At 50.8% G+C, this 11,228-nt stretch carries 6 protein-coding genes; 1 reads left to right on the top strand and 5 read right to left on the bottom strand.

Features of this window, described 5'->3' with window-relative positions; genetic code table 11:
* On the bottom strand, positions 1-384 hold a 384-nt coding region (locus PLU01S_RS24385; RefSeq protein WP_139803999.1), incomplete at its 3' end, for a cellulase family glycosylhydrolase.
* Positions 385-910: 526 nt separating this feature from the next.
* On the opposite strand from PLU01S_RS24385, the gene PLU01S_RS24390 reads away from it, so the two are divergent.
* On the top strand, positions 911-3,736 hold the full coding sequence (locus PLU01S_RS24390; RefSeq protein WP_074830518.1) for a LysM peptidoglycan-binding domain-containing protein: 2,826 nt from the start codon (positions 911-913) through the stop codon (positions 3,734-3,736).
* A 33-nt stretch (positions 3,737-3,769) separates the two neighbouring features.
* On the opposite strand, the gene PLU01S_RS24395 is transcribed toward PLU01S_RS24390, so the two are convergent.
* From PLU01S_RS24395 to PLU01S_RS24410, 4 genes are all read right to left on the bottom strand, one after another.
* Entirely contained in the window at positions 3,770-4,831 is a 1,062-nt protein-coding gene (locus tag PLU01S_RS24395) for a lipocalin-like domain-containing protein (protein ID WP_074830515.1), read from the bottom strand.
* Positions 4,821-7,289 carry an ABC transporter permease gene (locus tag PLU01S_RS24400; protein ID WP_074830511.1) on the bottom strand — a complete coding sequence of 823 codons (2,469 nt, stop codon included), beginning with the start codon at positions 7,287-7,289 and terminating at the stop codon, positions 4,821-4,823. Before PLU01S_RS24400 ends, PLU01S_RS24395 begins: the two co-directional genes overlap by 11 nt.
* A gap of 2 nt (positions 7,290-7,291) precedes the next feature.
* On the bottom strand, positions 7,292-7,960 hold the full coding sequence (locus PLU01S_RS24405) for an ABC transporter ATP-binding protein (RefSeq protein WP_019365001.1): 669 nt from the start codon (positions 7,958-7,960) through the stop codon (positions 7,292-7,294).
* Positions 7,961-9,372: 1,412 nt separating this feature from the next.
* The gene (locus tag PLU01S_RS24410; protein ID WP_074830506.1) at positions 9,373-10,521 is read right to left on the bottom strand and encodes an acyltransferase family protein; all 1,149 of its coding nucleotides are present in this window, start codon (positions 10,519-10,521) and stop codon (positions 9,373-9,375) included.
* Between the last annotated feature and the right edge of the window lie 707 nt (positions 10,522-11,228).

The following is an 11,228-nucleotide window of genomic DNA, read 5'->3' on the forward strand; positions in this document are numbered from 1 at the left end:
GCCAATCACCTGGCCGCGATAGCGTGCATAGTTATGCAGGTCCAGAATGATCTTGATGTTGTGCTTTTGCGCATACCCAAAGGTACGGTCGATCAACGCAACATAGGCTGGATCCAGCGGGCCACCCAGCTTGGGTTGCAGGCGCTCCCAGATAATGGGGAAGCGGAATGTCTTGATACCCCTGGCGCTCCACTGCTGGAAATAGGATTCCACCGGGAAGATGTAGTTGGTGCCATTGATTCCAGGTAGAACATGGGGGGCAAATCCCGCACCGGACAGGTTCAGACTAACCAGATCGACCGGTTCGGCTTGTACATAAGTGGTTCCAAGCGCCAAGGCGGCTGCTAGGGGAAGGCTTTTCTTTAACAGTTTCGAAAAAAACATTGGTATCACCAGACTGCTGTGACCAACCGCGACCATTTCCTGTACTGCAAGATCAGGCGGAGGCTCAGAATTAAAAAGAATTGGCTAGGCTACTGCCAAGCGGAGCGCGCTCTGTGCTCTGCGTACTGAGCTATACAAGCGATATGCCAAAACATTGACATGAATTGAAACAAAGCCAGATAAGGCTTTATTTGATAATTTAAGCGACTGATTTTTATAAGGTTTTTATTGGTTAAAACGCGCATTACCATTCGTCGGCCGAATATCATGAAAATAAATTAATGGCAAAGTAATTTCATGACCTGACGGATTCTTGTTGTTTTACTGTATTAAGCAATCGGTCAATGATGATTTTCTGGCTATAAGCCTTTTATCCTGACGGAGTATTAACGTGTAGAGGTTATTGTTCCTTATGGAGCCGTAAACATGGTTACTTCAGCTTGGCGTTAACGTGTCATGTGCTTTTCATCTAAGCCAAGCATCCTTGGTCAGGCTGACGACCGAAGCCTACCGAGGACATTACGCCATGGCGATGCCGATCGATAATGCCGGAACCTCTCGCAGTAACTTCCGCACCGCACTTCATTCATTTAGCGCGTTTATCAAGCGTTCCCAGGAAACGCCGCGCCCTGAAGGGGAGGCACCAAGACTCCCTGAGTCGCACCTGCAGCAGCAAAAGGTAGTTGTAGAGCCGGGTGACACCATGACGGGTATCGCCAAAAAGCATTACGTCTCACTGCACGAGGCAGCCCAACATAATCCGCAGATTTCTGATATTGATCACATTCACGCCGGTGATGTGGTCTTTTTACCTCCTCCAGCACCAGAGCAGCTGGCCGTACAGCCTGATGGCAAAACACTGTTCCTTGAAAACCTGCAGTCTCGAGGTAATGCCATCGAACACGCTAACACTGCAGACGGCGCGATCGATTACGCAGTAGAGACCGAACAACTGAAACAAGACGTGCAAACGTTTTTGTCCGCTTTGCCAGCCGCTGAGCGTAACGACTCTGCGCAATGGTTATTTGATCATGACTGGACGGACAGCGGGCCGGCTCAGATAGCGATAGAGCAGGGTGCCGAACAGATGGGGTTGGTGCTGACGCCTTCCAGCCACAAGGGTCCGGACGTGGAAGCGCAGGTCAGGGAGATTGTTCAGCAGATTAACGCATCGCCGAATCCTGTTGCCGCATTGGAGACACTAGGAAAGGCTTACTCCACCGTTACACCTGATGTAAAAGAGGTTTTGTTGCAGTCATCAACAGGCCATGAGATCTTCCAAAGTGCAGGGCAATACGCGCTTGACGCCTTGAATCAGCAGGATAACCAGTCTGGCCAGCTCGTACCGATGAAAATTGTATTCGAACGACTGGATAACATGACACAAAACCTTGACCCGCATCTTGCGGCAAAGGTCGTCGAAGCGGCAATTCCCGGACTGGAAAAGGTATTGCTCGAGCCCAGCGATAATCCAGTCCCGCCCATGGTAGGCTCGTCAGGGGCGTATCATCTGGTCAACGTAACCGGACGCATTGCCGGTCAGCCTGGTGCTGAGGAGACCATTAAGCGTTTGTTCGAGCTCGGACTTTACGAGCGGACCGGAACTGTGCAGAGCATTGCCGAAGGAGCAAGTCCAGCTTATCCGCTGCAGGTGCTGAGTTTTGTGGGCCAAGACGACACACGCTATGTTTTAGAGGGCGATATCCTGCCAGGCCTGGATCAGTTCCAGAAAAAGGTTACGGATGATCTGCAGGCGTATGGAAAACAGATGGAAGAGCTCAATTGGCTCACCCTGAATGGGGGCACTGTCATGACCACTGAGCAGCGGGATAACGCCATCCAGGATTATCTTGACTCGCGCCCGCCCGAGTGGGAAGAGCAGACCCAGGCGCTAAAAGATCAGGTTGCTGAGGACGGGCGTGATCTCTTATACCAGCTACAGGCGCTGCAAAATCTTCCGGCAGACTTTAAAGGTGACCGCAAGGCGATCGAGGACCAAATCCGCAGGACACTGGATAATCCCGACGCAATTACAGCCATGAGTTCTGCGGTGGCCCAATATCCGGAACTGACAAACGATCTGGATCAATGGAAGCTGATTGGGCAGTTTGGCAAAACAACGGATCGTGGTCGAAAGTTTCTTGAGGAAGTGGCTACGCAGGTTCTACGGCACAAGGTGATGCCAGAGTTTCAGAATGTAAAGGCGGGAGATGCTGCCAGCCTGCAAAATGCCCTCAACAAACTGGAAGGGCTCAAAAAAGGCCCAGTAGCTGCTCTGTTTGGTATACCAGACAAGGATCTCAATAAGGCTATTGATGCCTTGAAAGAGGCATTGCCGAGGCCCGGCGAAACAGCCGAGCAGATTACCGACCGTCTCGCTCGCTTCAATCTCAAGTTGGATGATATCAAATCAACCAATGGTGTCAGGACCTTTGATAATCAGACGCGCGCTGGCCAAACCTTGAGGATGATCGGGGCGGCCGGTGCCGCTGCCGTACTGGCAAGCTCCGGGGTTGCGTTACATAAACACCAGAGCCCCGAAGCCATCCTTAAGGTCTGTCTTGACGCTGCCGGCACGGCCCAAAAGACGACCGAACTCTTGATCGGCATGGGTAAGATACCCAAGGATGGTTGGGTAAACACATTGGCCGGCGGTAGCTCTCGTCCTGCGGTAAAAGTTTTGGGCGTTGCCAGCTCGCTGTTTGATCTGGTCAACGCAGGCAAGGCGGCGGAGTCTGGCGATACGGTGGGAGCGTCACTCTATACATTATCCGCAGCAGGAGGAGTGACATCAGCCTTGGGCACAGGCACTGTTTTTGGCCCAATCGGCCTTGGTGTAGTGCTGCTTTCGACCATCACATTGGGCACTCGTGACGTTATCAAACACCATGAAATGGCCAATCGCTTTCAAACGCCGGAAACCAGCCAATTTTTAACTCACGCTAGGCTTGATGAGGCGGCGGCAAAAGCACTTTCAGACCAGAGCGGAGACGGTTATAACGTCCTGCCGTTGCTCTCACGCTACGCCGAACTCAAGGGACTTGATCTGCAGGATAACCAGGACCAGCAGGCCTTTGTCACCTGGATCAATAACATGCCAAATAAAAGCCTACTGTTGTTACGGGACAACCTCCACCGCGTACTGGACAGGCGAAAGGGAAGTTATGATGACTTTCCGGAATCTCAATCCCAATCAAACTCCTGGATCTACGATACTTCCGATACCTATTTCAGTCAGCGCCTCAAAGAGAACCCTCACTTCGTGGAGATGGGCGTTGCTTATCCCAATTCGGTTTACCAACTTGATCAGACCTTGGACATGCTAGACCTGGACCGATTGGCAGTAAGCTGATCGGACTGAGCCTGCGTTGCTATCAACGCAGGCTCAGTAACCTGTCATTTCCAGATAGCCGATTCCGGTTTCGCTGCCTTGTACGCGTACGGGCCCTTCCCAATAGGGTGTTCCCACATCCATCCAGGCGTTGGGATTAATGGCTGACACCTCAATGTTAAGCCCGCGTTTGATTAGGGACAAAGACCAGCGCGTTGGAATTTTCCGCCCCGCGATCAAATGTTCATCCAAGGCTTCCAACTCGATTTCGTCTCTTTGCAGGGGTTCGGTCTGGCCGTCGGCGTTTATCCAGGTACCGCTCAGGTAATTATCGCCATCTGCCTGTCGCAAGCGGAACACCATGAGTTGTCGACCATCCTGCAGGTGTAGCGAAAACCAGTCCCATCCGTGCTGATCTTCCGAGAGCGGCTGACTACTCCATTCGCGATCAAGCCAGGCCGTGCCGCTTACGGCCACGGGTTTGCCCTCGATTTTCAATACACCCTGTGCGCGGAAAAAAGGTTGGCTGTAGTAATAAGACGCTTGGCCTCTGGCTGACTTGCGACTCAAGCCTTGGTCCCCTTGGAGCACAAGTGGCTGATCTGACGTCAACTGGAGCTGATAAGAGAACGTATCGCCACGGGCCTGCACTTTAAGATCTGACGATGCTTCGCCTTGCATTGACCAATCATCAATCCAGGCAGCAAAGGGTTCAGCTGTCACGCCGGCCTGTCCAACGCCCCCTCGCGCCTGTGTCTGGGCATGGAATTGCTGCGTGCGGGTAGTCAGTCCCGCGTGACCTAACCACAGATTCCCGTTGTCCCAGCCGGGCTGGTCGGCTGCGGGACGCATGGCACTACGAAAAAGCGTCCATTGCACGCCATAGTCATTGCCGGCAGCGTCCTTTAGGTTGGCAGTGACATACCACCACTCGATACGAAAATCAGGATGAGCGCCATGATCGGCTGGAAAAGAGAACACCCTGCCCGGTACGACCTGAGCAAAGCCCTTGCTTTCCTGGCCCAGACCGGCAAAGCCTTGTCCTTTGGATGAAGAATCATCGCATCCGCCTAGGACAAAAAGGCCTACAACCAGACAGCCAATCCTAGCGTTCATCGGACAGTACCCTCAGCAAGTCAACCGGGCGGCTCCGCCACAGGGTCCAGAGAGGCCAAGCTGAGGCCAGCCAGGTAGCCAGTAGAGCGAGTCCTGCCAGACGCATCAGCTGATCCGGAAAAACCTGAAGTGGCAAACGCCACCCAAAGGCCTGAACATTAATCACGGCTACCAGGCACCATGCCAGCAGAATGCCCAGCGGAATCGCCAGGAGCAATGTTAGCAGTGTTAGCAGCCACGTCTGACCTACGTTAAGCAGCATCAGCTGGCGCCGCGTAACCCCCATAGCCCATAACGGCGCGAGTTGCCCAAGGCGGCTCTGGCTTTGCGTTAATAAAGCAATAAAGAGCGCAACACCTGCTACGCCCAGCGTCAGCGTATTAAGGGCCGAGGTTGCACTGAACGTGCGCTCAAACACCTGTGTTGCCCATTGTTTGAGCTGTACCTGATCCACAAGACGGGAGTCATCGAGAGCAAACGTATCCTTGATGGCCTGTTTCAGGTTGCCAACGGCGGAAGGCTCCATACGCAGCGCATAACGGCTTACCGGCAGGTTGGGCCAATGGGCTTTCATTACCTTAGCATCTACCAGAACATGGCCACGAGGGTTTCCATAATCCGCGTAGATACCCACGATCTTGGCAAGCCAAGCTCCTTCGGCTGCCGGTAGTTTTACCGTGTCGCCTATTTCAATGTTCAAATGCCGAGCCAGTTGTTCACTAAGCATGACGCTATCGCCCTTGAAGAGTGCGTCCCAAGGGTTACCTGCTCGTGCCTCTAGTAAGGGCCAATGGTTGCGGTAAAGCTCATCATCCTCTACGCCTGCAATGGTCAAAGGCCAACCACCCAATTGCGTTTCAAGCTCAAGACCTGCCAAAACACGATCAACTTCAGGACGCGCTGTTAGCCAGTTAGCCATCTCTTGCACCTGATCCGGGCTAGCTGGGCGGATATAAAGTTCGGCAGAAAGGCGCTGATCCAGCCAGACACCAAAGGTATGCCGAAACCCTTCTGTCATACTGCCGGCACCAATATTAGCGGCAAGGGCTAACAACAAAGCCATGAGGGCCAGACTCAGGCCAGGTAACTGTTGTCGGCAGTCGGCAATAAACCAGCCCAGTAATGGTGACCGCATGGAGGCAGGTGCTAGTCTTAGCAGGCCGCTGAGCGCTACCGGCAGACCTAGAGCTGCCGCGAGCAGTAGGCTGCCCATCATGATGAAACCTGCCGCCAGGCTATTGCCTGTCAGCCAGGCAATGAAGGCAACCACTGCTGCAAGAGCGGCGATCCATCCTTGGCGTTTTAGCCAAGCACGGTGGGCCTGATGCCAAGCCTCGCTATTGGCGAGTCCTAGCAATGGCAACCGAGCGGCGCGCCATAAACTGTTTGCGCCCGCCAACAGCGCACCCAGAAGGCTAAGTCCCAGGCTACCTAGCCACCAGATTGGATTGAGAGAGAGCTCTCCGGCCACCTCAGCACCATATAAACCTCGTAAGCTGGCTGCCACGTCCGGTAAGAGTAGGCTGGCCAGTACGTAGCCGCTAACAATACCTGCCAGCCCCCCTAGCAACGCGAGCGCTATCAGTTCTCCAGTCAGCGCTATCAGGAGTTTTTGAACACTTACACCGCTGGCGCGCAATGTACGCAATAAGGGTCTTCGTTGCTCCAAGGCCAGCCCGATAGCCGCGTGTACAATAAATAATCCAACTGCAAAGGCTAGCAGCCCAAGCGCCATTAGGTTGAGGTGGAAACTTTCGGTGAGCTGGCCCGGGTCGTTTTCATTTGAATGGGGCTGCCATTGCAATCGTTCATTCCACGGAGAAGGAAGGGGTTTCTGAAAATCTGCTGGGAAAACAAGACGTGAGAGTTGGTCCGGTGCCTCAAGTAGCCGCTGGGCTACTCCGATGTCGACTAGCAACATGCCGGGAGCCATGCCTGACTTACCTGTTATTGGCGGGAGGCGTTGCCCATTAACCAGGTAAGGCTGCTCACCCTCCTGCAGGTTCAACTCATGTAGTGTTTGGTTAGCAACCCAGGTTTGCCCAGGTGGACTAATAAACGCCATCAAGTCCTGTGTTTCGGTCGGTTCGCCCGCTATGGACGAGCCCACCGGCAGGCTCACTGGTTCGATACCCATGATTTGCAGACGGCGTGTTTGACCTTGAATAATGGCGCTGCCTTGTAACATTGGTGACACGGGCCATCCCTGTCGGCGTAACGCAAGAAAGCTTTCCTGAGAAATAAGTCCGCCATTACGTGCAGAAAGTGTCGCTTGAGGTAAACCGCCAATGAGCTGACTGGCCTGCGCATAGCTTTGCCTTGCCTGACTGTTAAGCGCCTGAACGCCAGTCAATAATGCCGTGGCTAGCCAGAGCCCGGTAAATAGACTGAAAAACTGCACGGGGTGTTTTCGCCAGTGGCTGATTAGGCTGCGCACAGACCAATACACGACACCCATGGTCAGCTTCCAATAGGGGTAGCAATTTGGCCTGCCCGCAACACGACGCGTTGCTGCAACTGTGCCGCTACCTGTGGGCTATGAGTAACCATCAGCAGCGTACAGCCACTACGGTCTACCAGATCCAGCAACAGCTTGAGTACTTGGGCGCTAGTTACCTCGTCCAGGTTACCGGTCGGTTCATCAGCCAGTACTAGCGCCGGACGTGATGCCAGGGCTCGACCCAATGCCACACGCTGTTGTTGTCCTCCCGAAAGCTGCTCTGGGTACCGTTGCAATAACTCGCTCAGACCCAGTTGCTCGGCAAGCTGGGCCTGCCACAATGGATTGTGCCGTCCCGCAAGCCGCGCCTGAAAAGCTAGATTATCCTCTACCGTCAGACTGCCGATGAGGTTGAACTGCTGAAAAATCAGGCCAATCTCACAGCGACGCCAGTCAGCCAGCGCTTGTTCGTTAAGTGAGTGTAATGCCTTTCCATCGATATCGATGCGGCCACTATCTGCCTTGTCGAGTCCAGCGATAAGATGAAGGAGTGTGCTTTTACCACTTCCCGACTCGCCCATAAGAGCCAGACTGCCACCACGCTGCAGATCTAAATCTATACCTCGAAGTACCGGCAGAATGCCCTGAGGGGTGGGGTAGCTTTTATGAAGTTGTCGCACATGAAGCATAAGTGAGCCTTGATACGTCTGGTAAACGCGCAAGCAAACCAGAGACAGCGATCGCTGGGATGATCTGCGAAGAGGTCATATCGAACCCAAATCTCATGACTTAGTTCTTGAGATAGGATCGATGTAAGAAATTTATACAGTAAAAATAAAACCGCTTACTAGACTAGCGAAGAGGTGTCGTTGGCTTTAGGAATTTCAGATAAAGGTCTATCGAAGATCATAACGCAATATTACTCGGTCACAGGTAAGCAGTCGTGCTCAACAGAGCCTTTTGCTAAAAGTAATCGTATCTTTCTCAAGTACTATTTTCTGCTATAGCAGCTCCAATCCTAAGCCCATCCTATAGCCAGCACTGATTTGAGGCATGAGGTGCCTTATTTATATAACTAGATGATCAATGCTGTGATATCAGTGTGATATTGACTTGCTTTAAATAGCCTGTAACGGTTTTCTGGTTGACTTTCACTCTAATAAGCGTAGCGGAGTCATGGAGATCGTCCTCATTTATATATAGTCATGCCGTTAGTCATCTTTGGTAGGCCAGCCGATATAAGCTAGTTGCAAAACAACAGCGCTGCGTTAACCTCAACAGACCATAGTCAGCTACGTTTGTATTGTCATGAGAAGTAATACTGCAGAAGTAGTAGATATGCCTACTATCACCCCTATCGGTACCCAGTGCACAACAGGTCAGACGTGTCCAGAAAGTGGCATCTGGACAGTTATAGGTGCTCCTCGCACGGCCTCGCCCATCGTTAAAGGCAAACGGTTTCCGCCTTACTGCGGTAAGGCCGCTGTTTGGCAGCTAGCTTTGCACGCCTGATCTTAACCAAACGTTAGCCACTTCACGCTACTTTGATCGCGCGCGTTTGATTGGTGCGTCCTGAAAAAGACCACCCCAGTAAAAAAGCAGCAACGGGGGAAATCACTGCTTCTGGGGTGGCTGATGACGTGTTACAAACTAAACAACGGATCGTTCGCTTGCCCTCGCATTAAAGCCTTTCTGTTGTAAAGACGATACCCGTTCCAGGTAAAGGCTATGTAAATTTTTGGACATGTTGGGACTGATATACTTTGCCATCTGGTGGGGACTTATTAGTGATTGAAAGTAAAACTCATAGTATTCTTGCATTTTCCAGTAGAGCCTTTTTATCCGTATGATTTAAAGGAAGTTTAGGTGCAAACATCGCTTTGGCTTCATCCAGAGAATTTCTTTTTGCTTGATTAACGGAAGATTTTTAAAGCCCACTTTATCGGGTCTCATTTTCTTCTAGGTGCATGAGAGCATTCGATCAAATGATATGTTCAGAATTAAAGCCAAAACAGTATCTAGAAATCGTTCTGGTTTGTTAGGGATTTTAAATTATTGAAAACATGGGTGTCATAGTTGAAACTATGACACCCAGATCTTTTTAGAGAGGCGGTATGGTGTTTACGCCTTTTCTCGGCTTCAACATGAAAGGCTTTTCTATTCCCAGGAAAGTTAACAGGGAAAGCCCGCATACCAATACCAGCACCAAAGGCAGAAGCATAATGTAGTGGGAAACATTGCTGTCTATAAAAGGATAGACCTGTAACCAAGAAAAGAGGCTATATAGCACCAGCCCGTGAATCAAATAAACGCTGTAGCTAATTTCACCTAAAGCCTTCAAACCGTAACTACTTAATAATCCAAATAGATCGTTACCCAGTGCAATAATGGCGAACGCTATGCTAAGAAGCAAAATCTGAGGTACAGAAAAGTAATCCGGCATTGTCATGCTATATGCAATGAGAGCTATTGCCAGAGCGCCATAAACAGGTTTCTTTAGATAATCAATCCATGCTGGCCGGTGTCGCTTGATCAGCACGGGGATAAATCCGGCAATAAAAAATAGCAAGAAATGGAGCTTTAACACTTCCAATTGTGCTGCAGGTAATGCAGCTACTACCACGATGAGAGATAGGGCAAGGTAGCGGCCATAGTTTTCGCGGTTGACCAGCGCTGCGAGAACAGGAAGGGCTAGATAAAAGAACCATTCATATTTCAACGTCCACTGGACGCCGGCCGTAATGATGCGACTCTCTTGAAAGCCATTAAAAGAGGCACCAAGAAAAACAACCCATCTCAGACTTTCCTTGGCCAGTTGAGTAAGCGATACCAGATCAAATCCGGTTCGATACAAGCTGATAAATACGACTACTGCCACGACGAATGCGTACAATGGCATGATTCTCCAGAATCGAGACTGGAATATATGTGGCCAGTCAGGCTTGCGCTGATAAATTTTTCCAAAGAATAGAAAGCCTGTAATCATGAAAAAGAGCGTGACGGGAACCGCCCCCATATTGTTCAGGAGCGCACTGCTGTCTGAGCCTGCCCATTCACCAGTGGTCTTCCATTGGTAGGTCACCATAAAGTGGCAGCAGACCACAGTAGTAGAGAGTACGCCTCGTAGTGCGTCAATAGGGGAGGATCGGGTTAGCGCCTGCTCTGACAGGATATTTAGACACCTGAATAATCTGTCCAAAAAGAACATGGACAACACATAAATAAGCAGTAATTCCAGCGTTACAGTCATAGCGGAGTTGATATCGTAATAGTGTTGCTCTTCCAGCCTTTTTAACGGTTAGCAGATTTTTAGTCGAAAGAGCGCTTGGATCTGCTCCTGGTAAGAGAGGGACAGTACGATAATCGACAAAAACCATAAGACCATGCGGAAAGGCATCGGCTAGGAAGACCAATGAATGGACAATGACGAGGCCTTCATAAGGCTGACGGTCATCAAAGGAAAAGAAGCAACCCAGTGGTAAGCCATAGGCTGTTGCGACTATTGCGGTCAAGCCCGAGCGGCTTCTAAATTCCAAAGAATCCTATGTGCTGATTATGACTGGATAGCGGTTGGTTTCCTGAGTTCTTACGATCCCCCTCAACACTATGTATTTGGGTAGGGCTTTTGGCGCAGCGTCTTGCGTTAATGCTTACCACTTTGCTTTTGTTTGAGAAAAAAGCCATTTAGAAACCCTGTATTTGTAAATTCATCAACCAGCTGCTCTCTATGCGCTAAGCATTTCTGGTAGATAGCAGCTAGGGTAATGACTGATCGGTTTAAAAGCCGTTCCTTTTAGCGGCTTCAAAATTAGAACTGAGTCAGCTTCAATCGTTTGTGGTAGAGCATTCCGTCTTACTCTTGTGAAATGCCTCGCACCTCATGCACCTATCGAGGCACACTATCTAGACTTCTTTCTTAAAGAGTTCTCTGCGTAACGCTTATCCAAGATGTTCAAA

This window comes from Pseudomonas luteola NBRC 103146 (assembly GCF_002091675.1).
Taxonomy (GTDB): domain Bacteria; phylum Pseudomonadota; class Gammaproteobacteria; order Pseudomonadales; family Pseudomonadaceae; genus Chryseomonas; species Chryseomonas luteola.